24 protein-coding genes are annotated in these 23,572 nt (G+C 67.9%); 15 read left to right on the top strand and 9 right to left on the bottom strand.

Annotation, left to right across the window (positions count from 1 at the left end):
* Window positions 1-22 precede the first annotated feature (22 nt).
* From N415_RS11985 to N415_RS11945, 9 genes are all read left to right on the top strand, one after another.
* On the top strand, window positions 23-334 hold the full coding sequence (locus N415_RS11985) for a hypothetical protein (protein WP_068103140.1): 312 nt from the start codon (window positions 23-25) through the stop codon (window positions 332-334).
* A gap of 8 nt (window positions 335-342) precedes the next feature.
* A complete protein-coding gene (locus tag N415_RS11980) occupies window positions 343-1,251 on the top strand; it encodes a crotonase/enoyl-CoA hydratase family protein (protein WP_068181459.1) in 909 nt (302 codons plus the stop codon).
* Window positions 1,252-1,317: 66 nt separating this feature from the next.
* Window positions 1,318-1,776: a DUF5078 domain-containing protein gene (locus tag N415_RS11975; protein WP_068181455.1), complete on the top strand. Its 459-nt coding sequence runs from the start codon at window positions 1,318-1,320 to the stop codon at window positions 1,774-1,776.
* 195 nt (window positions 1,777-1,971) lie between these two features.
* Window positions 1,972-2,301: a hypothetical protein gene (locus tag N415_RS11970; RefSeq protein ID WP_068103170.1), complete on the top strand. Its 330-nt coding sequence runs from the start codon at window positions 1,972-1,974 to the stop codon at window positions 2,299-2,301.
* Window positions 2,302-2,621: 320 nt separating this feature from the next.
* Window positions 2,622-3,044 carry an MmpS family protein gene (locus N415_RS11965; protein ID WP_068111334.1) on the top strand — a complete coding sequence of 141 codons (423 nt, stop codon included), beginning with the start codon at window positions 2,622-2,624 and terminating at the stop codon, window positions 3,042-3,044.
* Window positions 3,045-3,103: 59 nt separating this feature from the next.
* Entirely contained in the window at window positions 3,104-5,929 is a 2,826-nt protein-coding gene (locus N415_RS11960; RefSeq protein ID WP_193376441.1) for an RND family transporter, read from the top strand.
* 31 nt (window positions 5,930-5,960) lie between these two features.
* Window positions 5,961-7,643: a cytochrome c biogenesis protein DipZ gene (locus N415_RS11955; RefSeq protein ID WP_068181449.1), complete on the top strand. Its 1,683-nt coding sequence runs from the start codon at window positions 5,961-5,963 to the stop codon at window positions 7,641-7,643.
* Between the two features lie 144 nt (window positions 7,644-7,787).
* Window positions 7,788-8,345 carry an ECF RNA polymerase sigma factor SigK gene (gene sigK, locus N415_RS11950; protein ID WP_068181446.1) on the top strand — a complete coding sequence of 186 codons (558 nt, stop codon included), beginning with the start codon at window positions 7,788-7,790 and terminating at the stop codon, window positions 8,343-8,345.
* Complete coding sequence (locus N415_RS11945) at window positions 8,345-9,043, top strand: anti-sigma factor (protein WP_068111343.1); 699 nt, start codon at window positions 8,345-8,347, stop codon at window positions 9,041-9,043. The genes sigK and N415_RS11945 overlap by 1 nt, the downstream gene beginning before the upstream one ends.
* Here N415_RS11945 and N415_RS11940 read toward each other — a convergent pair.
* The 3 genes from N415_RS11940 to N415_RS11930 are packed head-to-tail and all read right to left on the bottom strand — an operon-like array spanning window position 9,036 to window position 10,786.
* The gene (locus N415_RS11940; protein WP_068181443.1) at window positions 9,036-9,881 is read right to left on the bottom strand and encodes a hypothetical protein; all 846 of its coding nucleotides are present in this window, start codon (window positions 9,879-9,881) and stop codon (window positions 9,036-9,038) included. The genes N415_RS11945 and N415_RS11940 overlap by 8 nt on opposite strands.
* Before the next feature lie 10 nt (window positions 9,882-9,891).
* Complete coding sequence (locus N415_RS11935) at window positions 9,892-10,407, bottom strand: mycothiol transferase (RefSeq protein ID WP_068181440.1); 516 nt, start codon at window positions 10,405-10,407, stop codon at window positions 9,892-9,894.
* 10 nt (window positions 10,408-10,417) lie between these two features.
* Window positions 10,418-10,786 carry a VOC family protein gene (locus N415_RS11930; RefSeq protein WP_068181437.1) on the bottom strand — a complete coding sequence of 123 codons (369 nt, stop codon included), beginning with the start codon at window positions 10,784-10,786 and terminating at the stop codon, window positions 10,418-10,420.
* 47 nt (window positions 10,787-10,833) lie between these two features.
* Between N415_RS11930 and N415_RS11925 the strand changes: the two genes are divergently transcribed.
* From N415_RS11925 to N415_RS11915, 3 genes are read left to right on the top strand one after another with little or no spacing between them, the layout of a single operon-like run.
* Window positions 10,834-12,585, top strand: coding sequence for an amidohydrolase family protein (locus tag N415_RS11925; RefSeq protein WP_068181434.1), 1,752 nt, complete (start codon window positions 10,834-10,836; stop codon window positions 12,583-12,585).
* Window positions 12,586-12,623: 38 nt separating this feature from the next.
* Window positions 12,624-14,015 (top strand): PPE family protein, encoded by a 1,392-nt coding sequence (locus N415_RS11920; RefSeq protein ID WP_068181430.1) that lies wholly within the window; start codon window positions 12,624-12,626, stop codon window positions 14,013-14,015.
* 18 nt (window positions 14,016-14,033) lie between these two features.
* The gene (locus tag N415_RS11915) at window positions 14,034-14,432 is read left to right on the top strand and encodes a hypothetical protein (RefSeq protein WP_068181427.1); all 399 of its coding nucleotides are present in this window, start codon (window positions 14,034-14,036) and stop codon (window positions 14,430-14,432) included.
* A gap of 48 nt (window positions 14,433-14,480) precedes the next feature.
* Here the strand turns inward: N415_RS11915 and N415_RS11910 are convergent, their stop codons facing one another.
* The 3 genes from N415_RS11910 to N415_RS11900 form a co-directional block, all read right to left on the bottom strand.
* Window positions 14,481-15,314: a DUF559 domain-containing protein gene (locus tag N415_RS11910; RefSeq protein ID WP_068181425.1), complete on the bottom strand. Its 834-nt coding sequence runs from the start codon at window positions 15,312-15,314 to the stop codon at window positions 14,481-14,483.
* A gap of 150 nt (window positions 15,315-15,464) precedes the next feature.
* Window positions 15,465-17,090 (bottom strand): chaperonin GroEL, encoded by a 1,626-nt coding sequence (groL, locus tag N415_RS11905; RefSeq protein WP_068181423.1) that lies wholly within the window; start codon window positions 17,088-17,090, stop codon window positions 15,465-15,467.
* Between the two features lie 164 nt (window positions 17,091-17,254).
* A complete protein-coding gene (locus N415_RS11900) occupies window positions 17,255-17,821 on the bottom strand; it encodes a TetR/AcrR family transcriptional regulator (RefSeq protein WP_068181421.1) in 567 nt (188 codons plus the stop codon).
* Between the two features lie 103 nt (window positions 17,822-17,924).
* Between N415_RS11900 and N415_RS11895 the strand changes: the two genes are divergently transcribed.
* On the top strand, window positions 17,925-18,839 hold the full coding sequence (locus N415_RS11895) for an SDR family NAD(P)-dependent oxidoreductase (protein WP_068181419.1): 915 nt from the start codon (window positions 17,925-17,927) through the stop codon (window positions 18,837-18,839).
* Between the two features lie 18 nt (window positions 18,840-18,857).
* Here N415_RS11895 and N415_RS11890 read toward each other — a convergent pair whose 3' ends face one another.
* Window positions 18,858-19,559 carry a M24 family metallopeptidase gene (locus tag N415_RS11890; RefSeq protein ID WP_068181417.1) on the bottom strand — a complete coding sequence of 234 codons (702 nt, stop codon included), beginning with the start codon at window positions 19,557-19,559 and terminating at the stop codon, window positions 18,858-18,860.
* Window positions 19,560-19,590: 31 nt separating this feature from the next.
* On the opposite strand from N415_RS11890, the gene N415_RS11885 reads away from it, so the two are divergent.
* On the top strand, window positions 19,591-20,085 hold the full coding sequence (locus N415_RS11885; RefSeq protein WP_068139149.1) for a cupin domain-containing protein: 495 nt from the start codon (window positions 19,591-19,593) through the stop codon (window positions 20,083-20,085).
* A gap of 307 nt (window positions 20,086-20,392) precedes the next feature.
* Here the strand turns inward: N415_RS11885 and N415_RS11880 are convergent, their stop codons facing one another.
* On the bottom strand, window positions 20,393-21,835 hold the full coding sequence (locus N415_RS11880) for an NAD(P)/FAD-dependent oxidoreductase (protein ID WP_068181415.1): 1,443 nt from the start codon (window positions 21,833-21,835) through the stop codon (window positions 20,393-20,395).
* A complete protein-coding gene (locus tag N415_RS11875; protein ID WP_068181413.1) occupies window positions 21,835-22,311 on the bottom strand; it encodes a VOC family protein in 477 nt (158 codons plus the stop codon). Before N415_RS11875 ends, N415_RS11880 begins: the two co-directional genes overlap by 1 nt.
* A gap of 54 nt (window positions 22,312-22,365) precedes the next feature.
* On the opposite strand from N415_RS11875, the gene glp reads away from it, so the two are divergent.
* Complete coding sequence (gene glp / locus N415_RS11870; protein ID WP_068181410.1) at window positions 22,366-23,571, top strand: gephyrin-like molybdotransferase Glp; 1,206 nt, start codon at window positions 22,366-22,368, stop codon at window positions 23,569-23,571.
* Window position 23,572: the final 1 nt, after the last annotated feature.

Here is a 23,572-nt window from a genome sequence, read left to right as displayed (position 1 = left end):
CTAGCGGCCATAGGATCGTCGCGTGGCAGCCACCGAACGCATCGAACTCACCCTGCTGGCTACCGGTTTGATCTTCGTCGTGGCCGGGGCGGCGCAAGCGCGCTACCGGTTCATCAAAGAACGCCGCCCGGGCCGGCGGTTCTACTGGGCCACCTCGATTATCGGGATCGTCTCGTTCGCGGCCGGGGTGGGCAAGCTCTGGCCCAACGCCGTCGTCGTGGCGGCCATCTTCTCCGCCGTCGTCGCCTTCTCGGCCTACCTGACGACGCCCTATCTGAAGATCGGCGGCCGCATCTACGCGTCGTCGCCGGAAAACCGGCAGCCCGACCCCTAAAGGAAGCCATGCCCGCCTTCGAGACCCTGCTGTACGCGACGGCCGGCCCGGTCGCCACCATCACGCTGAACCGCCCCGAGCACCTCAACGCGATCGTTCCGCCCATGCCCGACGAGATCGAGGCCGCCATCGGGCTGGCCGAGCGGGACCAGGGCGTCAAGGTCATCGTGTTGCGGGGCGCCGGCCGCGCGTTCTGCGCCGGCTACGACTTCGGCGACGGCTTCCAGCGGTGGGGGGACGCCATGATGACCGACGGCAAGTGGGACCCCGGCAAGGACTTCGCAGTGATCACGGCCCGCGAGACCGGACCGCATCAGAAGTTCATGGCCATCTGGCGGGCAACCAAACCGGTGATCGCGCAGGTGCACGGCTGGTGCGTCGGCGGGGGCAGCGACTACGCGCTGTGCGCCGACATCGTGATCGCCAGCGAGGACGCCGTGATCGGCACCCCGTACAGCCGGATGTGGGGCGCGTATCTGACCGGCATCTGGCTGTACCGGCTGAGCCTGGCCAAGGTCAAGTGGCACGCGCTGACCGGGCGGCCGCTGACGGGCGTCCAGGCCGCCGAGGTCGAGCTGATCAACGAGGCGGTGCCGTTCGAGCGGCTCGAGGCGCGCGTCGCCGAGATCGCCGCCGAGCTGGCGCGAATCCCGTTGTCGCAGTTGCGGGCGCAGAAACTGATCGTCAACCAGGCCTACGAGAACATGGGCCTGGCCTCGACCCAGCTGCTGGGCGGCATCCTCGACGGCCTGATGCGCAACACCCCCGAAGCGCTCGACTTCATCGAGACGGCCCAGACCCAGGGCGTGCGCGCGGCGGTCGAGCGCCGCGACGGCCCGTTCGGCGATTACAGCCAGGCCCCGCCGGAGCTGCGGCCCGATCCCCGCAACGTCATCGTGCCTGATCGCGATGGATAGTGAGCTCAACTACGAATTTGCCCCGGGCGCCCCATCGCGGCTGGAGAAAGTGCTAACGTAACGACTATGTCTCGGCTGAGTTCCGGCCTGCGCGCAGGCGTCGTTTTTGTTGCTTTCCTGGTAGCCATGAGCATCGCGGCTGCGACCTTCCCGAAGACGGCCGCGGCCGACTCCACGGAAGACTTCCCCGTCCCGCGCAGGCAGATCGAGACCACCTGCGACGCCGAGCAGTACCTGGCCGCCGTCCGGGACACCAGCCCGGTGTACTACCAGCGGTACATGATCGACTTCAACAACCACGCCAACCTTCAGCAGGCGACGATCGATAAGGCGCACTGGTTTTACTCGCTGTCGCCGGCGGACCGCAGGACTTATTCGGAAAACTTCTACAACGGCGATCCGCTGACCTTCGCCTGGGTCAATCACATGAAGATCTTCTTCAACAACAAGGGCGTCGTCGCCAAGGCCACCGACGTGTGCAACCAATACCCGCCCGGCGACATGTCGGTGTGGAACTGGTCCTAGATCCACTCTGGTCTTTATTCACGAGCCGGTTTAAGATCGGCGACTGTCGGGAATCGTTTATTTCCCCGCTTTAGGGGACAAATCAATAGTTCTTGACTGGCATTCCGTGCAATTGGGGATACCGGTCCGCTCGACCACCTTCTACAGGACTGACATGATGCTCATGCCGGGATGCCGCGGCCCCGTGGGGACGCGATGAGCGCGGTAGATCCGCAGTCGGACGCGCTGGCGACCCTCGACTGGCAGGACATCACGTGCCAATCCGAGGGCGGCTGCACCAACCGCGCGACGCACATCGTCTACCGGCACGCCGTGGACCAATGCAACCGGCCGAACCTCGACCCATCCGGCAACATCGTCGAGATCCTGTGCATCGGCTGCCTGCGCCGCCTCAAGACCCAGGTGTTGGCGCAGGTCGACCGGATTAACCGCTGCCCGGGCGGCTACTGCCTGACCTGTGGCGCGCCGGTGCACAAGCTGAGCGACGTGATGCGCAAGATGGTGCAGCTCCGCACCTACGCCTGAGCGCGAAATCGGCACCGTACCAACGATTGTGACCGCGGCGGTGCCTGCCGGCTAGATCCCTGAGGCTGTCCCAGGTCACAGCTCGCAGACGATTTCGGGTTACGCACGTGATATGCGTTACACTCCAGGGCGCGAGGGGAAGGAGTCAACGGTCCCAGGGCGGGCGACACACCTGGCCGTGATTTACTTAGGTAAGCCTTGGCTGTTTTCCTACCGGGATCGGCGGACGGGCGCAGCGCGGCGATCCGTGGTTGCCACGTTCGGCGGCGACGGACCGCACGCAGAACTACCGACCGCTGAAAGGGATTCCAATTTTCAAGGTGCTGTCCCGAACGTGGATTCCACTGGTCATCCTGGCGGTCGTCATGGTCGGTGGCTTCATCGTGTATCGGGTCCACGGCTACTTCGGCTCGGAAAAGCGCGAATCGTATGCCGACAGCAACCTGCAGAATCCCAAGCCGTTCAACCCGAAACGAATTGTCTACGAGGTCTTCGGGCCGCCCGGAACCCTCGCCGACATCAGCTATTTCGACGTGAACGCCGACCCGCAACGCATCGACGGCGCACCGTTGCCGTGGACGCTGCGCGTCACCACCGACAAAGCGGCCATGATGGGAAACCTCACGGCGCGGGGCGATAGCGACAGCATCGGCTGCCGCATCACGGTGGACGACGTGGTCAAGGCCGAGCGCATCTCCAACGGCGTCCATGCCTTCACCTTCTGCGTGGTGAAGTCCGCGTGACCAGTCGATTCGCCGAATTCGCGCGCGACGCCCACCCCGAGCGGCCGTTCCTCGCGCGGATGATTCACACCCTCGCGGTGCCCATCATCCTGTTCTGGGTGGGCGTGGCCATCGTCCTCAGCCTGTTCGTCCCGTCGCTGGAAGTGGTCGGGCAGGAGCGGTCGGTGTCGTTGAGCCCAAAGGACGCACCGTCATTCGTGGCGATGAAGCAGATCGGCCATGCGTTCAACGAGGGCGAGACCGACAGCTCGGCGATGATCGTGCTGGAGGGCAACCAGCCCCTCGGCGACGACGCCCACCGGTACTACGACACCGTGATCCGCAAGCTGCGCGAGGACAAGGCGCACGTGCTGAGCATCCAGGACTTCTGGGGCGATCCGCTCACGGCGGCGGGCGCGCAGAGCAACGACGGCAAGGCCGTGACCGTTCAGGTCAACCTCGCCGGTAATCAGGGCGAGCCGCTGGCCAACGAATCCGTCGAGTCCGTCCGCAACATCGTGAACAGCGTGCCCGCACCGCCCGGGGTCAAGGCGTACGTCACCGGGGTCTCGGCGATGGCCGCGGACCTGCACCACAGCGGCGACAAGTCCATGGTCAGGATCACGCTGACGACGGTCGCGGTGATCCTCATCGTGTTGCTGTTCGTCTACCGGTCGATCCTCACCGTGATCCTGTTGCTGATCACGGTGGGCTTCGAATTGACCGCGGCGCGCGGAGCCGTCGCGGTGATAGGGCACTTCGGGCTCATCGGGCTTTCCACCTTCGCGGTCAGCCTGCTCACCTCGCTGGCGATCGCGGCCGGGACGGACTACGGCATCTTCATCGTCGGCCGGTATCAGGAGGCCCGCCACGCCGGCGAAGACAAGGAATCGGCCTTCTACACCATGTACCGGGGGACGGCTCACGTCATCCTGGGCTCCGGCCTGACGATCGCCGGCGCGATGTTCTGCCTCAGCTTCGCGCGGATGCCGTACTTCCAGACCCTCGGTATTCCGTGCGCGGTGGGCATGCTGCTCGCGGTGCTGGTCGCGCTCACGCTGGGCCCCGCGATCCTCACCGTCGGCAGCCGGTTCGGCGTCTTCGACCCCAAGCGCAAGCTCGGGGTCCGTGGCTGGCGCCGGGTCGGCACCGCGGTGGTCCGCTGGCCGCTTCCGATCCTCGCCGTCACGTGTGCGGTCGCCCTGGTCGGCCTGCTGACGCTGCCCGGCTACCGGGCCAACTACAACGACCGCGAGTACCTGCCCAGCACCATCCCCGCCAACGCGGGGCTGACGGCGGCGGACCGCCACTTCTCCCAGGCCCGGATGAAGCCGGAGATCTTGATGATCCAGGCCAACCACGACATGCGTAACCCGACCGACTTCCTGGTCCTGGACCGGTTGGCAAAGGGCATCTTTCGGGTCCCGGGAATCTCCCGCGTCCAGGCGATCACCCGGCCGGACGGGACGACGATGGACCACACGTCGATCCCGTTCCAGATGAGCATGCAGAACGCCGCTCAGACGCAGACCATGAAATACCAGCGCGATCAGATGGACAACATGGTCAAGCAGGCCGACGAGATGACCAAGACGATCGCCAACATGCAGCGGATGTACGACTTGATGACGCAGCTCGTCGGCACCACACACCGCATGGTCGGCGACACCGAACAGATGCAGCAGATCACCAACGAGCTGCGGGACCGTATCTCGGACTTCGACGACTTCTGGCGGCCGATCCGCAGCTACTTCTATTGGGAGAGGCACTGTTTCGACATCCCGATCTGCTGGTCGATTCGCTCGATATTCGACGCGCTCGACGGCCTGGACCAGATCGACGAGAAACTCAACACGTTGGTCGGTGACATCAAGGATCTGGACCGGCTGATGCCGCAGATGGTCGCCCAGTTCCCGCCGATGATCCAGACCATGGTGAACATGCGGACCATGATGCTGGACATGCACAGCACCATGTCCGGGATCTTCGACCAGATGAACGAGATGAGCGACAACGCGACGGCGATGGGCCACGCCTTCGACGCCTCCAAGAACGACGACTCGTTCTATCTGCCGCCGGAAGTGTTCAAGAACAAAGACTTTCAGCGCGCCATGAAGAATTTCCTGTCCCCCGACGGGCGCGCGGCGCGCATGATCATCCTGCATCGCGGCGATCCCGCGTCGGCCGAGGGCATCGCCAGCATTGACAAGATCCGCACCGCGGCCGAGGAGTCGCTCAAGGGCACCCCGCTGGAGGACGCGAAGATCTACGTGGCCGGCACGGGGGCCGTCTTCAAGGACATCGCCGAGGGCGCCAAGTGGGACCTGGTGATCGCCGGAGTCTCGTCGCTGTGCCTGATTTTCATCATCATGTTGATCCTGACCCGCGCGCTGGTCGCCGCCGCGGTCATCGTTGGCACGGTGGCGGTTTCGCTGGGCGCTTCGTTTGGCCTGTCGGTGCTCGTCTGGCAGCACATCCTCGGCATCGATCTGCACTGGATGGTGCTGGCCATGTCGGTGATCGTCTTGTTGGCCGTGGGCTCCGACTACAACCTGTTGTTGGTCTCCCGGTTCAAGCAGGAAATTCATGCCGGCCTGAACACCGGCATCATCCGGTCAATGGGCGGCACCGGCAAGGTGGTGACCAACGCGGGCCTGGTGTTCGCGTTCACGATGGCGTCCATGGTCGTCAGCGACGTGCGGATCGTCGGGCAGGTGGGCACCACGATCGGGCTGGGCCTGATGTTCGACACGCTGATCATCCGCGCGTTCATGACCCCGTCCATCGCCGCGCTGCTGGGACGCTGGTTCTGGTGGCCGATGCGGGTGCGCTCGCGGCCCCTGCGGGTTCCGTCGCAGCCGGTGCAGCCCCACCCGCCGGACCGCTCCCTGGCCTACAGCGACTGATCCGTAACTGCCGCGGCTCCGAATAACAACCATGCCCACAGTCGCGTTGATCGGATTCCTCGGCGGCCTGATCACCGGCGTCTCGCCGTGCATCCTGCCGGTGCTTCCGGTGGTGTTCTTCTCGGGGGCCGGCAGCTCACGTGACGCCGCCCCGGCGGCCCGGCCGTACCTGGTGATCGCCGGGCTGGTCTGCAGCTTCAGCGTGGTCACCCTGGCCGGCTCGGCCCTGCTGTCGGCGCTGCACCTGCCGCAGGACGCGATCCGCTGGGCGGCGCTGGTGACGCTGACGCTCATCGGCCTCGGCTTGATCTTCCCGCCGCTGGCGCACCTGATCGAGCGCCCGTTCGCCCGCATCCCGCTGCCCCAGCTCGGCCCGAAGCGCTTGAGCGGCAACGGTTTCGGGTTGGGTCTGACGTTGGGCGCGCTGTATGTGCCGTGCGCGGGACCGGTGCTGGCCGCGATCGTCGTCGCGGGCGGCACCGCCTCCATCGGCCCGCCGGTGCTGGTGTTGACGGCGGCGTTCGCGATCGGCACCGCGCTGCCACTGCTGGTTTTCGCGCTGGCCGGGCGGCGCCTCACCGAGCGAGTCTCGGCATTCCGCCGCCGGCAACACGTGATCCGGGTCGCCGGCGGAATCACGATGATCGTGCTGGCCGCGGCGCTGGTCTTCAACCTGCCCGCCACGCTGCAGCGCGCCGTCCCCGACTACACGACCGCGATGCAAAAAGGCATCGGGGCCAACCAGATTCGCCACCAGCTGGGCGGCGCGGTGTCCGGCCAGCTGGCCGACTGCGTTGATGGTTCCAACCAACTGCAGCAGTGCGGCCCGGCCCCCGCCCTCACCGGGATCACCGGGTGGCTCAACACCCCGGGCGGCGCGCCGATCGACCTGGCCTCGCTGCGCGGCAAGGTCGTCCTGATCGACTTCTGGGCCTACTCCTGCATCAACTGCCAGCGCGCCATCCCGCACGCGGTGGGCTGGTACAACCGCTATCGCGACGACGGTTTGGTCGTCATCGGCGTGCACACCCCCGAGTACGCGTTCGAACAGGTTCCCGCCAACGTGGCCAGCGGCGCCGCCGCGTTGCACATCACCTATCCCGTTGCGCTGGACAACGACTACTCGACCTGGAACGGCTACCAGAACCTGTATTGGCCGGCCGAGTACCTCATCGACGCCAACGGCGCGATCCGCCACACCAAGTTCGGCGAGGGCGACTACGACACGACCGAACAGCTCATCCGCGACTTGCTGGTCGCCGCCAACCCGGACGTCAAGTTGCCCGCCGCGACGAACCCGGTGGACGACACCCCGCACGGCAGGCTCACGCCGGAGACCTATCTGGGCGCCGGCAAGGCCGTCAACTACGGCGGCGCCGGCGAATACAAGCCGGGCACCGCCACGTTCGCGTACCCGGCGACCTTGCCCGACGACCGGTTCGCGCTGCGCGGGCGCTGGACACTGGACGACCAGGGCGCCACCGCGGACAGCGATGACGCCGCCATCCGGCTGAACTACACCGGCAAAAGCGTCTACGTCGTCGTCGGCGGCACCGGCACGATCACGGTGACCCGGGGCGGCAGGACCACCGTGACAACGATCGGCGGGCCGCCCACCCTGCACCAGATCGCCTCCGATGACACCGCGCACCGCGACCAGCTCGACATGCAGGTCGGCAAAGGCCTGCAAGTGTTTTCGTTCACATTCGGTTGAGCCCATCCACTCCGGTGGCGGCTCCGAATCACCGGTGTGGATCAGCCTGGTGCACGTGCTGCCGGAATACCGGGAACGGACGGCGTATTTCTTTACCCGCCACCGGCATAGGCGCACCGATGACGGACGCTAGGCTACCGATCGATGAGCAACGAGCTCGACACCTTGCTGCGCCAGGTCGCGCGCGGGGACAGCGCCGCCTTCGCCACGATCTACGACCTCACCAAGGCCCGGGTGTATGGACTGGTGACGCGGGTGGTGCGTGATCCCGGCTACAGCGAAGAAACCACCCAGGAGGTCTATCTCGAGGTGTGGCGCTCGGCGTCGCAGTACGACCCGGCCAAAGGTTCGGCCCTGGCGTGGCTGCTGACCATGGCACACCGGCGGGCCGTGGACCGGGTGCGCGCCGAACAGGCCGGCAGCAGGCGCGAATCCCGCTATGGCGCGGCCAATGTCGAAAGCGCGGCAGGTGCCGCGCAGGATCCAGTGGCTGACTCGGCGATTTCCGGTGACGAGCGTCGCCGGGTGGCCCAATGCCTCGACGCGTTGAGCGACGCGCAGCGACAGTGCATCGAGCTGGCCTACTACCAGGGGCTGACGTACAGCGAGGTGTCGCAGCGGCTGGCCGCCAACTTGTCGACGATCAAATCGCGCATCCGCGACGCGCTGCGCGGCCTGCGTAACTGCCTGGACGTGGCATGATGACCGAACCGACCGAATTCGAACTCCTCGAGCTGGCCACGCCGTATGCCCTGCACGCGGTGTCGGACGCGGAGCGCGCCGAGATCGAGCGCCTGCGCGCCGCGGCGCCGTCGTCGGTGGCGGCGGCCTTCGATGACGAGGTCCGTGCCGTCCGCGAGACGATGGCGGTCGTGTCGGCGGCCACCGCGAGCGAACCGCCGGCGCAGCTGCGGGACGCCACGCTGTCGGCCGTAAAGCCGAACAATGTCCGCCAAATACCTTGGCGCAGAGCCGTGTTGGCTTCCGCCGCGGCGGCGGTCGTGGTGGGCGCCGCGGCGTTCGGCGCCGGCGTGCTGATGCGCCCCCCGGCGAAGCCCACGGTCGCCGAACAGATCATGTCAGCCCCGGACGTCCAGACGGTCTCGCGTCCCCTGGCCAACGGGACCGCGACGGTGATGTTCTCCCGTGACCGCAACGCGGCGCTGCTGGTGATGAACAACGTGCCGCCCCCGTCCCCCGGCACCGTCTATCAGATGTGGCTGATCGGGGCCAACGGCCCGACCTCGGCCGGAACGATGGACGCGGCCGCCGTGTCGCCGTCGACCAAAGACACGCTCACCAACATCGGCGCCTCCACCGAGCTCGCGTTCACCGTCGAGCCCGGCAAGGGATCGCCGCAGCCGACCACCCCGATCCTGGCCGAGCTGCCGCTCAGCTAGGGCTTTTCCGCAGCCCGCCCAGAACCGCCGCGAGCACCCCAGCGGCGACCAGCGCTACCCCGGCGACCAAGGTCAGGTCGAGCCAGCCGCGCAGGCCGGCCTCGGCATGGGCGACCATCACCTCGGCGATCTGGCGGACGTTACCGGTGGTGCGGTTGAGCGCGTCGTTGACGTAGCGGCCGCTCGCCTCGATGCAGGCCCAGCCCGCCCCACCGACAAGCAGCGCCGAGACGCCCAGGCTGGTCAGCGCCTTGCCCCGGCCGCGCGCGGCGGCCAGCGTCAGGAGCGCACACAGACCGCTCAGGGCCGCCGCGCCGGCGCTGATCCACGGCCCCCACCTCGCCAGCGCGCTCAGCCGCCCCGGCCGCACCGACGACGGCATCGACTCCGTGAGCGGCACCGTCAGGTTCGCCGGCACGGTCACGTGGTGCCGGGCCAGCACCTGCTGCATAGCGGCGTCGTTGAGCATCGGGGCCACGTCGATGGCCCATTCCGCGGACCCGTCGGCGGTGAACAGGTAGCGGTGTGCCGCCCGGTTCGCGCGGGCGAACAGCGGCGGGAACCCCGGCCCGGCCGTGAAGGCTGCGGCGACGTCGTGCACCTCCGAGCCGTCCACGGGATAACGTCCCCCGCCGTGCGCCGCGATCAGCGCCATCGCCCGGGTGGTGAGCTCGGCCGCCATCGCCGACTGCAGGGCGGGATCGCCGGCCGCGCGCTGCGCCAGCGCGGCGTAGCCGTCCTCGCTGACGAGGTTGCGCTGCGCCCACGACGCCGGGATCGCTACTGCCAGGACGAGCGTGGCGGCCAGCCACAGCAGCACGGTCGCGGCGAATCGCACGCCCTAGAACCTACTGAATGCCCCGCACATAGGCGGCCTGCCCGAGGTGCTGGGCGCAGTCGTCGATGATGCTCACCAGCCGGGCGCTGGCCGTCACCGGCGGGTCCCAATTGGTGTCGACGACGCGGGACAGCTCGCCGGCGGTCACGCTGGCAATGTATTCGAGGGTCAGCTTGTGCACCGCGTGGTAGTAGCCGGCCAGCAGCTCTGCCGGCGCCTTGACCTTCGCCACCTCGTCGGGGCCGTGCCCGTAGCCGGTGTCGTTGCGCGGCAGGTCCAGCCCCAAGCGGTCCACCCAGCCGTCGCGGGTCCACACTTGCTCGACGGCGGCCACGTGGGCCAGCTGAATGTCCTGCACCCGCGCGCTGTGCCAGATCAGCCAGGCGATGCTGTTGGCGTTCGGCGTCGGCCGGTAGTCGGCCACCTCGTCGGTCAGCCCGTCGACGAGCTCGTCGACGTGCTCAATCAACCGGGTGAACGCGTCGCGAAGCAGTTCCTGTGTGGCGGCGTCGCTTTCAGCTCCCATACGGCCGACACTACGCGCCGTGCCAGACCGCCTCGACGTTGTTGCCGTCGGGATCACGCACGAAAGCGCCGAAATAGCCGGGGTGGTATTCGGGCCACAGCCGCGGCTCGTGCAACGACTCGGCGCCTCGTTCCACGGCCGCCCGGTGAAAGGCGCGCACCGCGTCCTCGTCGGCGGCGGCGAAGGCCAGGTGCACCTCCCGAGCCGGACCCATCCCCGCCCCGTCGGAAATCCAGAACGTGGGCTTGCCGTCGCGGCCATATCCGATGGCCCGGCCGAAATCCATTTGCCGCGAGAACCCGAGCACTCCCAGCACGCTGTCGTAAAAATCCTGCGATTTCCGATAATCGGCGCAATTGATTCCGACGTGATCGATCACGGAAGAGATCCTGGCACGACCCACCGGCGCGGTCGTAGATTATTTAGATGACCTACGACCTGATCATCCGCAACGGCAGCATCGTCGACGGGCTGGGCGGTGAGCCGTACGTCGGCGACGTGGCGGTAGAGGGCGGCATCATCAAGAAGGTGGGAGCCGTCGGGTCCGTGAACGGGGATGGCGCCACGCGGGAGATCGACGCCACCGGCCTGCTGGTCACGCCCGGCTTCGTCGACCTGCACACCCACTACGACGGCCAGTCCATCTGGTCGGAGCGGCTGACGCCGTCGTCGGCGCACGGGGTGACCACGGTGGTGATGGGCAACTGCGGGGTCGGGTTCGCGCCGTGCCGCCGCGAGGACCACGACGTGCTCGTCGACGTGATGGCCGGGGTCGAGGACATTCCCGGCGTCGTCATGACCGACGGCCTGCCGTGGAACTGGGAGACCTTCCCCGAGTACATGGACGCGCTGGACGCGGGCAAGCGCGATATCGACGTAGCCGCCTATCTGCCGCACTCGCCGCTGCGGGTGTACGTGATGGGCCAGCGCGGCGCCGACCGCGAGCCGGCCACCGCCGAAGACCTGGCCAAGATGCGGGCGCTGGCCAAGGAGGCGATCGAGGTCGGCGCGCTGGGCTTCGCGTCGTCGCGGCTGACGATCCACAAGACCGAAAGCGGTTCGCCCATACCGAGTTACGACGCCGCCCGCGAGGAGATCGAAGAGATCGCCCGAGGCGTGGTCGACGGCGGCGGCGGCCTGCTCCAGTTCGTGCCGGACATCCCGGCCGGCGGCTATCAGCCCGTCCTGCAGACGGTGTTCGACGTGGCCGAGGACGTCGGGCTGCCGGTCACGTTCACCCTCGTCGTCGCCAACGCGGGCGACCCGACGTGGCCGGACGCCATCACCATGATCGAGAAGGCCAACTCGAGGACGGCCGGGGACGAGCCGCAGGTCACCGCGCAGCTGCTGCCCCGCCCGATCGGGTTGATCATCGGGCTGCAACTGTCCGCCAACCCGTTCGTGCTCTATCCCAGCTACCGCGAGATCGCGCACCTGCCGCTGGCCGAGCGGGTCGCCGAGATGCGCAAGCCGGAGGTCCGCGCCCGCATCCTGGCCGACAAGCCCGGCGTCGGCCACCCCATCCTGTACGTGGCCCAGATGTGGGACTGGATCTTCCCGCTGGGCGACAACCCCGACTACGAGCCCGACCCGTCGACCAGCGTCGGGGCCCGCGCCCGCGCCCGCGGGGTGGACCCGATGGAGGAGGCCTACGACCGGCTGCTCGACGACGACGGCCGTGCGATGCTGCTGGTCGCGACCAGCAACCTGCAGGGCAACTCGCTCGACACCGTCGGCGAGCTGCTGCACCGCGACGACGTCGTGCTCGGACTCGGCGACGGCGGCGCGCACTACGGGATGATCTGCGACGCCAGCTACACGACGTACTTCCTGGCCCACTGGGCCCGCGACCGCAAGTCCGGGCGGTTCACGGTGCCGGAGGCCGTCCGCGAGCTGACCTCCGTGCCGGCCCGCGTCGCCGGGCTGGGCGACCGCGGCCGGATTGCCGTCGGCTACAAGGCCGACCTCAACGTCATCGATCACGCCGCCCTGCGGCTGCACAAACCCGTGATCCGGCACGACCTACCCGCCGGGGGCCGGAGACTGGACCAGACCGCTGAAGGATATGTGACAACGGTGGTTTCCGGTGAAATAATTGCCGAAAATGGCGTTCCGACCGCCGCGCGGCCAGGCAAGTTGGTCCGGGGCCGAAAGCCTATTCCGGTACCTGGTCGATAACGCCACGAAGGGCGGCCCTTCCCGGTTAAGTTGGGTTAGTGACAAGCCCGCATTTTGCGTGGTTGCCGCCAGAAATCAACTCGGCACTTATCTTCGCCGGTCCCGGGGCGGCGCCGCTGCTTGCTGCGGCCGCCGCATGGGATGGGTTGGCCGAGGATCTGGCGTCTTCGGCTTCGTCATTCTTCTCGGTGACAAACGATCTGGCCAACGGTTCGTGGCAGGGCGCGTCGGCGGCCGCAATGATGACCGTGGCGACGCAGTATGTGAGCTGGCTCAGCGCGGCGGCCGCGCAGGCCGAGGCGGCATCGAGCCAGGCCGCGGCCATTGCGGCCGCGTTCGAGACGGCGGTGGCGGCCACGGTGCAGCCCGCGGTGGTGGCGGCCAACCGCGCCCTGGTGCAGGCCTTGGCGGCCACGGATTGGTTCGGTTTCAACATCCCGGCGATCATGGACACCGAGGCGGCCTACGAGGCGATGTGGGCAACCGACGTCGCCGCGATGTTCGGCTATCACGCCGACGCGTCCTCGGCCGTCGCGCAATTGGCGCCCTGGCAGCAGGTCCTGCAGAAGCTCGGTTTCAGCTTCGCCAACGGCCGAATGAGTTTCGGCCCCATAACGATGGGCAATTCGAACATCGGTTTTGGAAACAGCGGCAGCCTGAATGTCGGTTCCGGAAATTCGGGTAACAACAACTTCGGTTTGGGCAACCTCGGAAATAACAACTTCGGCTTCGGCAACAGCGGTAGCAACGACTTCGGGATCGGGCTGACCGGGAGCAATCAGATCGGCTTCGGCGGCTTCAACTCGGGCAGCGGCAACATCGGGTTGTTCAACTCGGGCACCGGCAACATCGGCTTTTTCAACTCCGGCAGCGGCAACTTAGGCATCGGGAATTCGGGCGTCTCGAATACCGGCTTCCTGAATTCCGGGTCGGTCAATGCCGGCGTTTTGAACACCGGCACCGCCAACACCGGTTTCTTCCAGGAGAACGGGCTGGGCAGCGCGGAGGCGATCAACTCCAGCCACTACATGACGGGCGGCGTCAGCGCGGCCAACCTCAGCTCGGGCCTGCTCAACTCGGTCACCGCGTCAACGGGCGGCCTGGCCCCGGCCGCCGGATCGAGCCTGCTGAGCAACGCGAGCTTCGCGGCGCCGGCCGACGCCAGCGCCCTCGCCAGCGGCATCGAAGCCGGCCACGCGAATTCCTCTGTCAGCGCGGCGGGTGGCCCCACCCCAACCCCGCCGGCCCTGCGGACCACGACGGGGGCGACCGCCCCGTCGGGCTTCTTCACCGCCGGCAACGCCGACCCGGGTGTGCGGACCCTGACCGGCCGGGAGTCCAACATCCCCAGCTCCGGGTTCTTCAACAAAGGCGAGCGCGGTCCCGACGCCCCCGACCCCGGGACCAGGGAACCGCTCCTAACCGACTAGCGGCCTATCCTCGAAGCCATGCGCACGAAGAAAAAGGTCGACGTCAAGCGGCTGGCCGCGGCGCTCCCAGACTTCCCGTTCGCCTATCTGATCACCGTCGGCGAGGACTATCGCGTGCACACCGTGACGGTCGAGCCGCGGCTGCATGACGGCGCTGTCCTCGACGTCGGGCTCATCGGCGGCCGCACGCGCACCAACCTGGCACACCGCCGCGACGTCACCCTGCTCTGGCCCCCGCGCGAGCCCGGGGGCTACTCGTTGATCGTCGACGGCAGCGCCGAGGTGACCGAGTCGGACGACGACACGGTCCGCCTGGGCGTCGTGCCGGAGCGTGCGCTGCTGCACCGCGAGGCCGACGCCCCCAGCGTCGCCAAGGGCTGCCTGCACGACTGCGTGGTGTTCTCGCTGCCGGCCTGACTTGTATGGCACCGACTGTGGGCCCTAGGTACGGAAACTGCCTCGAATTCATCCATAGGCCCCACGCTCGCGCAGCTTGTTCTTCACGCGCTCCACAAGCGCCTTGGGCCGCGACAACATCTCGGCACTGACTCTGACCACAGTCCACCCGGCCGCTTCTAGCATGGCGATCCGCTCGATATCCCACGACCGCTGGTATCGGTCCGCAAAATGCTGGATGCCGTCGTACTCGACGGCCACCTTCCACTCGCGCCATCCCATGTCGACGCGAATGCGCAGATTCGGAAACTCGATCTGCGTCTCCGGCTTCGGAAGTCCGGCATCTACCAGCAGCAGCCGAAGTCTCGTCTCCTGTGGCGACTCCGCACCGCCGTCGGCCAACTCCAACGCGGTTCGCAGCCGGCGACTGCCTTTGGCTTTCGGGTGGCGGTCGAGAAAAGCGACTACGTCTTCGGGCTTGATACCCGTCGCATTGAGCAACGCGTCGAGGATCGGCACGGCCGTGGCGACGGGCCGGGTGCGACCGATGTCGAAGGCCGTGCGAGCCGGCGTCGTCGCGGGCATTCCCCAGACCGTTTGCATCTCGTCGCCGGCGAGACGGTAGCTGTGGACGACCATCCCGGGCTGATTATGACGGTTGACGCGCACGATTTCCGCTGGCGCCGCCGCGTCTAGCCACTTCGTTCCATACACGGCGGCGGCCGAGAGCCCGCCCAGCGTCGCGCCCGTCGACAGCCACGCCGCGCGCGCTTTGACGGCCGCCGTCAGTTCAGTTCCTTTCGCGATATACACATCCCGGAAAACCGCCCGGTATCGAGTGCGCAACTGGTTGCGGGTGACGGCGCCACGCCGAAGCGCGTCGCTGCCTAAAAACGGGTCCATGCCGGCATATTCGCCGCCCTGGCCGGCCTGCGTATGCGTCTGGTGTGGGTCCTGTGGATGAAATCGTTGTCAGAACGTATTTATCCCTCACACTCGCGGACACGAAAAAGCCCGGCCCCCATAGGGGAACCGGGCTTTTTCGTTGACTTACTAGAAGTCCATGCCGCCCATGCCGCCGGTCGGGTCGCCCGCGGGAGCGGCCGCCTTCTCCGGCTTGTCGGCCACGACGGCCTCGGTCGTCAGGAACAGCCCCGCGATGGACGCCGCGTTCTGCAGCGCCGAACGGGTCACCTTCACCGGGTCGGCGACGCCGGCCTTGAGCAGGTCCTCGTACTCGCCGGTGGCGGCGTTCAAGCCGGTGCCGGCCTTCGAGTTGCGGACCTTCTCGGCGACCACGCCGGGCTCCAGCCCGGAGTTGAAGGCGATCTGCTTCAGCGGAGCCTCCAACGCCACCTTGACGATGTTGGCGCCGGTCGCCTCGTCGCCCTTGAGCTGGAGCTCGTCCAGGGCCGGTGCCGCCTGCAGCAGGGCCACGCCGCCACCGGCGACGATGCCCTCCTCGACGGCCGCCTTCGCGTTGCGGACCGCGTCCTCGATGCGGTGCTTGCGCTCCTTGAGCTCCACCTCGGTGGCGGCGCCGGCCTTGATCACCGCAACACCGCCGGCCAGCTTGGCCAGGCGCTCCTGCAGCTTCTCGCGGTCGTAGTCGGAGTCGCTGTTCTCGATCTCGGTGCGGATCTGGGCCACCCGGCCGGCGATGGCGTCCGGGTCACCGGCGCCCTCGACGATGGTGGTCTCGTCCTTGGTGATGACCACCTTGCGGGCCTTGCCCAGCAGCGAGATGTCGGCGGTCTCGAGGGACAGGCCGACCTCTTCGCTGATGACCTGACCACCGGTGAGGATGGCCATGTCCTGCAGCATCGCCTTGCGCCGGTCACCGAAGCCGGGAGCCTTGACGGCCACCGACTTGAAGGTGCCGCGGATCTTGTTGACGACGAGGGTGGAGAGAGCCTCGCCCTCGACGTCCTCGGCGATGATCAGCAGCGGCTTACCGCCCTGGATGACCTTCTCCAGCAGCGGCAGCAGGTCCTTGACGGTCGACACCTTGGAGCTGACCAGCAGGATGTAGGGGTCCTCCAGGACCGCTTCCTGACGCTCGGCGTCGGTGACGAAGTAGCCCGAGATGTAGCCCTTGTCGAACCGCATGCCCTCGGTGAGCTCGAGCTGCAGGCCGAAGGTGTTGGACTCCTCGACGGTGATGACGCCCTCGTTGCCGACCTTGTCCATCGCCTCGGCGATCAGGTCGCCGATCGACTGGTCGCCCGCGGAGATGGCCGCGGTGGCCGCGATCTGCTCCTTGGTCTCGACGTCCTTGGCCGACTTCAGCAGCGTCTCGGTGATCTTCTCGACGGCCTTCTCGATGCCGCGCTTGAGGCCGAGCGGGTTGGCGCCCGCCGCGACGTTGCGCAGGCCCTCTTTCACCAGGGCCTGGGCCAGCACCGTGGCCGTCGTCGTGCCGTCACCGGCGACGTCGTCGGTCTTCTTGGCAACTTCCTTGACCAGCTCGGCGCCGATCTTCTCGTACGGGTCCTCCAGCTCGATCTCCTTGGCGATGGACACACCATCGTTGGTGATCGTGGGGGCACCCCACTTCTTCTCCAGGACGACGTTGCGACCCTTGGGCCCCAGCGTCACCTTTACCGCGTCGGCAAGGCTGTTCAGGCCTCGCTCGAGGCCGCGACGGGCCTCTTCGTCGTACGCAATTGTCTTGGCCATTGCGAAGTGATTCCTCCGGATAGGGGATGACACGTCCTGGCCGGGTGCAGTGCCCGCGACGGACGACCAAGCTGGTCTCACCGTCCCGACCTAGCACTCACCGGTCGCGAGTGCCAACGTCATTCTTAGCACTCGCCTATGCCGAGTGCAAGAACGCCCCGGCGTTATCGCTGCGCGCGTAAACCGTCGACGACGACGTCGGTCACCCGCCCGGCCAGCGCCGAGTCGTACGCCTCCATCGCCTGGCAGCCGACCAGGATCGCCTTCAGATCCCGCATGTCGACGTCGCGCCGCGCGGTGCCCGCTTGCTGCGCGGCACGCAGCAGCTCGCCGAGCATCGCCTTGAACGCGTCCTCGGCCTCGGGGGCGGCGCAGGCGATGTCGATTCCATAGCCGGCCAGCGCGTCGGCCAGGCCGCGGTCCGCCGCGCCCCACTGCAGCACCATGGAGCGCAGGAAGGTGAAGAGCGCTTCCCCCGGCCCCTCGGACTCCAGCAGGGCGCGCCCGTCGTCGACGAGGCGCTGCATCCGGTCTTCGATCACGGCCAGAAACAGCGACTCCTTGGTCGGGAAGTGCCGGTAGACCGTGCCGGCCCCGACCCCGGCACGCCGGGCGATCTCGTCGATCGGCACCGACAGCCCCTCGGCCGCGAAGGTGTCGTAGGCGACCTCAAGCACGCGCGCCCGGTTACGCGCCGCGTCGGCGCGCAGCGGCCGGACGGGTTGTGCCATAAGTTCACCTCACAACGGTTGACAAAGCGGGGCGCGCGTTCCGTATAGTGAAGAACAACCGGAGCGCTCGCCCCGTTTACCTTACTAGTTTAGGAGCATTCCCATGGCCAAGTGGACCGCCGCGGACATTCCAGACCAGACCGGCCGCGTCGCCGTCATCACGGGAGCGAACACCGGGCTGGGCTACGAGACCGCCCTGGCCCTCGCCGACCACGGCGCCCACGTGGTGCTGGCGGTGCGCAACCTGGACAAGGGCAAGGACGCCGCGGCCCGGATCACCGCCAAGAGCCCGCACGCCGACGTCGCGCTGCAGGAACTCGACCTGACGTCCCTGGAATCGGTCCGCGCCGCGGCCGAGCAGCTGCGTTCCGCCCACGACCGCATCGACCTGCTGATCAACAACGCCGGCGTCATGTACACGCCGAAGGAAACCACCAAAGACGGCTTCGAGATGCAGTTCGGCACCAACCACCTCGGCCACTTTGCGCTCACCGGCCTGCTGCTGGACCGGCTGCTGCCCGTCGCCGGCTCCCGGGTCGTGACCGTCAGCAGCGTGGGCCATCGCATCCTCGCCGACATCCACTTCGACGACCTGCAGTGGGAGCGCCGGTACAACCGCGTGGCGGCGTACGGACAGGCCAAGCTGGCAAACCTGCTGTTCACCTACGAGTTGCAGCGCCGGCTCGCCCCACATGGCACGACGATCGCCGCCGCCGCCCACCCCGGAGGGTCCAACACCGAGCTGGGCCGCTACACGCCCCCGGTGCTCCGGCCGCTCGTCAACGTGTTCTTCAACGTGATTGCGCAGGACGCGGCCATGGGCGCGCTCCCGACGCTGCGCGCCGCTACCGACCCCGGCGTGCTCGGCGGCCAGTACTACGGGCCCGACGGTTTCGGCGAGACGCGCGGCTACCCCAAGCTGGTGGGCTCCAGCGCGAAGTCGCACGACGTCGACACCCAGCGGCGGCTGTGGGCCGTCTCCGAGGAGCTCACCGGGGTGGTCTATCCGTTCGACTGACGGGCCGGCCCGGCCGGTTCAGGGCAGATCGAGCAGCTGCTCGTAGAAACCGCCGAAGCCGCGGACCCGATCGACCAGATGGATTTCGAGGATCCAGTGGCAACGGCGACCGGTCGGGTCCGTGCGCCGCATCGGCTTGTCCGAGCCGGGCTTGATGTACCACTCGACCGCGTCGCCGGCGATCTTCTTGTGCGGGAACTCCCCCAGCAGATGGCCCGCGATGTGGCTGCCCCACTCGAAGCCCTCCGCGTGGGCCGCCCCGACGACGTAGTCGAACAACTGGGCGCCGGTGACGTCCGGGTGGTCGTCGAAATAGCGACGCCCGGCGTCCCACACCCGGGGCAGCGCATCGCGGACGGCCGTCTTGTGCGGATCGTCGCCCAACACGAACGTGCGCCCGAAGTCGGCCTCCCACTCCTCGAAGATCGGTCCCAGGTCGAGGAAGACGATGTCGTCCTCGGCGATCGCGCGGTCCGGCGGGTGTTCCTTGAAGGGCTGCAACGTGTTCACGCCGGCCCGCACGATCCGGCGATGCCAGTGCCGGGTCACGCCGAGCATGTCCTCGGCGAGGCGGGCGATGTCGTCGGACAACTCGCGTTCGCCGACGCCCGGGCGGATCATCGTGCGGCGTTCGATCTCGTCGAACAGTTGCGATGCCTTCGTCTGGGCGTCGAGAAGCCGTTCCACGCGCCGTTGTTCGTCGTCGGTCCGCCCCTCCACACCGGCGATGCTAACTGGCAAGCTGGAAAACGTGTCCCTCGTCGTGCCCCCGTACCCGCCGCCGCGCTACACCAAGGACGAACCGGAGATCAGTGCCTGGCTCAGGCGAGCCGACTCGCCGCCGGACTACGAGACCTTCGGGACCAAGTACCACTACCTGGCCAACCAGCAGGCCACCGACGGCGACTACGGCCTGTACCGGGTCGACATCGCGCCGGCCGGCGGTGGGCCCCCGGCGCACTATCACCGCGCGATGTCCGAGGCGTTCTTCGTCCTGTCCGGGACGATGAAGCTCTTCGACGGCAACGAGTGGGTCGACGGTCACCAGGGCGACTTCCTCTACGTCCCGCCCGGCGGCGTCCACGGTTTCCGCAACGAGGCCGACGCGCCGGCCTCGGTCCTGATGTTGTTCGCGCCCGGCGCGCCGCGCGAGGCCTATTTCGAGGGCTTCGCGGCGTTGGCCGACATGACCGACGACGAACGCCGGGAGTGGTTCATCCGCCACGACAACTACTGGGTGCAGTAGCCGGGTTAATGGTGGGCGAACATTCGGTGCCGGGCCGCGATGCGGGCCCCGGCTGCGACGTAGGGTTTGGCCGTGCAGGCTAAGAAGCCGCAGTCGAAGCGGGAAGCGGCGTGGGCGCGGACCAAGATCGAGATGGCGCGCAGCGCCCCGATCAGGGCAGCGGAGCGGGTCAAACGGCTAAGGCAGGGCAGCCGGCCGGCATCGCCGGCGCCAAATACCTTGCGGCAGCCCGGAATTGGAGCGCCGGCCCGGCACCGGGGCGAGCGCGGGGTGCGCAGGATCCACCGCCACCGGGACGCGCCGGCCGCTAACAGGCGAATCGGTAATCGCCGTCGACCAGCTCGCGGGTCCGCTCGAAGAACGTCCGGCCGCTGTAGGGCAACTGGGTGACGACCTTGCCGCTGGGGTGCCGGAAGTAGTTGGTGCAGGCAAGCCAGACCTTGCCGACCATGGCGGCCTGGATCTCGTCGTTGTAGCGCCGCTGCGCCGCGGGCGTGACCTCGATCGTGCGCGCGCCGCGATCACCCATGACGTCGAGGATGTGGCGGACGAACGTCGTCTGCGCCTCGTGGATGTACAGGATCGAGTTGACGCCGTTGGTATTCGGGCCGTACAGCGTGAAGAAGTTCGGATACCCGGCGATCAGCGTGCCGAGGTAGGCCTCCGCGCCCCCGCTCCACTCGTCGCGCAGGTGGCGACCGCCCGACCCGTACACGTCGATGCTCGCCAGGTAGTCGGCCGCCTTGAACCCGGTGCCGTAGATGACCGTGTCGACGCGGTGCTCGACGCCGTCGACGGTGCGTACCCCGCGCTCGGTCAGCTCGGCGATGGCCGTCGTCTCCAGGCTGACGTTGGGTAGGGCGAACGTCGGGTACCAATCGCGCGACATCAACGGCCGCTTGCAGCCGACGGGGTAGTCGGGCGTCAGCTTCGCGCGCAGCTCAGGGTCGGCGACCTTGCGCATCAGATAGCTGCGGGCCAGCTCGGTCGCCTCGCGCGTCTGCGCGGCGTCGACGTCGAAGTCGGATGACTCGTAGGCGTCGAAGGCCTCGTCGCGCAGCTTTCGCGCCGTCTCCGGGTGGCGCTCGAACTCCGCGTGCTGCTCGGGGGTGAACGGGAAGTCGAACCGCGGCGCGATCCAGATCGGTGTCCGCTGAAACACGGTGAGGTGCGCGGTGTCTCGCGCGATCGCGGGCACATATTGGATGGCGCTGGCGCCCGTTCCGATGGACGCGACCCGCTCCCCGGCCGTCGGCTTGCTGTGATCCCAACGCGCCGAATGGAATTGGCGCCCGCGGAAGCGTCGCGCGCCGGGGATGTCGGGGATGTTGGGCACGTCGAGCATCCCGACGGCACTGACCACGACGTCGAAGTGGTGTTCGGCGCCGTCCTCGGTGCCGAGCGTCCAGCGCCGCTCCCGGTCGGACCAGCGCACCGTGGTGATCTCGGTGCGGGGGCGCAAATGCGAGGCCAGCCCGTGGTCGGCGGCGACCTTCTCCAGGTAGGCCAGGATCTCGGGCTGGTTGGCGTAGGTCTTGCTCCACCGCGGGTTGGGCGCGAACGAATACGAGTACAGGTGCGAGGGCACGTCGCAGGCCGCGCCCGGAAACGTGTTGTGCCGCCAGGTCCCGCCGAACCCGTCAGCGCGGTCGAAGATGGTGAAGTCGTAGCCGCCGTCGGCCAGCTGGATGCCCATCGCGATGCCGCCGGCACCCGCGCCGATGATCCCGACTGTGATTTTTCGGGGCATCACGCCCCGTATTGCGCGAAGTACGGTCGCTCGGGCCGGCTTTTTTCCACCAGGATGAACACCACGCCCCAGGGGTCGACGAACCAGGTGGTGCGCACCCGGGCGACGTCGGCGATCCCGCTGACCAGGAAGCGCACCCCCTTGCCCTCCAGCTCGGCGCGGGTGGCGTCGAGGTCCTCGCAGATCAGGCCCACGTGCGAAAGGCCGTGATCGGTCAGGGCCCGCTCGGCATGCAGGCCGTCGACGTTGAGGTATTCGATGACCTCGAGCACCCGGTCGCCGTCGCCGGGAAACCCGACGATGGCCGCCTTCATGCTCGGGTCACCGACCAGCTCGCCCATGTCCTCGCGAATGGCGTTACCGCTCATGACGTACGGCGGCGAGAGCACACGCAGGCCCAATACGTCGCGGTAGAACGCCACCGCGGCCTCGCAGTCGGGCACGCACACCCCGGTGTGGGCCAACCCGGTAATCACGTTCTCAACCTTACGTCCGGAAGCCGCTTTTTTGGCGCCTTGGATAATGGCCGGGTGCGGTCTGTCGAGGAGCATCAGCGAGTCGTAGCGGAGATGATCCGCGCCCGCCCAGCGGTCGCGGTCGGGCTGGCCGAGGCCCAGGGGCTGGTGCTGGCCGACGACGTGGTCGCGTCGCTGGCGCTGCCGGTCTTCGACAACTCCGCGATGGACGGATACGCGGTGCGCGCCGAGGACGTCGCGGGCGCCACGCCCGAGCACCCGGTGGTGTTGGAAGTCGCCGAGGACATTCCGGCCGGGCGCATCGACGAGCTGGTGCTGCAACCCAAAACGGCGCACCGCATCATGACGGGCGCGCCGGTGCCGGCCGGGGCGACGGCCGTGGTGCCGGTCGAGGACACCGACGGCGGCGTGCAGGCGGTGGCGATCCGGGCGCCGCGTCCGGAGGGGGCGCACATCCGGCGGGCCGGTGAGGACGTCGCGCCCGGCACCACCGTGCTGCGCCGGGGACAGGTCGTCACGCCGGCGGTGCTCGGCCTGGCGTCGGCGCTGGGCATGGCGGATCTCAAAGTGGTTCCGCGCCAACGTGTTCTGGTGATGTCGACGGGTTCCGAGCTGGTGGCGCCGGGGGCGCCGCTGCGGCCGGGACAGATCTACGAGTCCAATTCGATCATGCTGGCCGGGGCCGTGCGCGAGGCCGGCGCCGAGGTGATCGCCGTCGCGACCGCCGAAGACGATGTCGCACAGTTCAGTTCGATCCTCGATCGCTACGCGGGCGACTGTGACCTGATCATCACCAGCGGCGGCGTCAGCGCCGGCGCCTACGAGGTGGTCAAGGACGCGTTCGGGCGCGACGGCGACCAGGGGGTGGAGTTCGTCAAGGTGGCGATGCAGCCGGGCATGCCGCAGGGCATCGGGCGGGTGGCCGGCACGACGATCGTCACGCTGCCGGGCAACCCGGTCAGCGCGCTGGTGTCTTTCGAGGTGTTCATCCGCCCCGCGCTGCGCCGCGCGATGGGCCTGCCCGACCCCGAGCGGCCGCACCGGCCCGCGGTCCTCGCCGAATCGCTGACCTCGCCGCGGGGCAAACGTCAGTTCCGGCGGGCGATCCTCGACAGCGAAGCGGGGACCGTCATCAGCTACGGGCCGCCGGCCTCCCACCACTTGCGGTGGCTGGCATCGGCGAACGGGCTGCTGGACATCCCGGAGGATGTCGTCGAGGTGTCCGAGGGGACCGAGCTGGCGGTCTGGGACCTGACGTAGT

It is taken from the genome of Mycobacterium sp. UM_CSW (assembly GCF_000455205.1).
GTDB lineage: Bacteria > Actinomycetota > Actinomycetes > Mycobacteriales > Mycobacteriaceae > Mycobacterium.
The sequence above is the reverse complement of the archived record's forward strand: the minus strand, read 5'-3'. Positions and strand labels throughout refer to the sequence as shown.